This is a genomic window from Escherichia sp. AM3 (assembly GCF_032029835.1).
GTDB lineage: Bacteria > Pseudomonadota > Gammaproteobacteria > Enterobacterales > Enterobacteriaceae > Escherichia > Escherichia coli.
Genome location: NZ_JAVUPQ010000765.1, coordinates 1 through 320, shown reverse-complemented (window position 1 = coordinate 320; position 320 = coordinate 1). Strand labels below are relative to the sequence as shown.

Annotated in this window: 1 pseudogene; it reads left to right on the top strand. The window is 56.2% G+C overall.

Annotated elements, in window-relative coordinates:
• Positions 1–45: 45 nt before the first annotated feature.
• A pseudogene (locus tag RTW80_RS28260) lies at positions 46–320 on the top strand (RNA polymerase factor sigma-54); the annotation flags it as partial.

The window sequence follows — 320 nt, the reverse complement described above, 5'->3', positions numbered from 1 at the left end:
GGGTAGAGGTTAAGTCACGCCGAACCGGAGAAAAACGCTCTGAACATGAAGCAAGGTTTGCAATTACGGCTCAGCCAGCAACTGGCCATGACGCCGCAGCTACAGCAGGCAATCCGTCTGTTGCAGCTGTCCACGTTAGAACTCCAGCAGGAGCTCCAGCAGGCGCTGGACAGCAATCCGCTGCTGGAGCAAACCGATCTTCATGACGAGGTAGACGCCCAGCAGACGCAGGACACAGAAACGCTCGACTCCGTAGATGCGCTCGAACAGAAAGAGATGACGGACGAACTGCCGCTGGATGCCAGCTGGGATGAAATCTA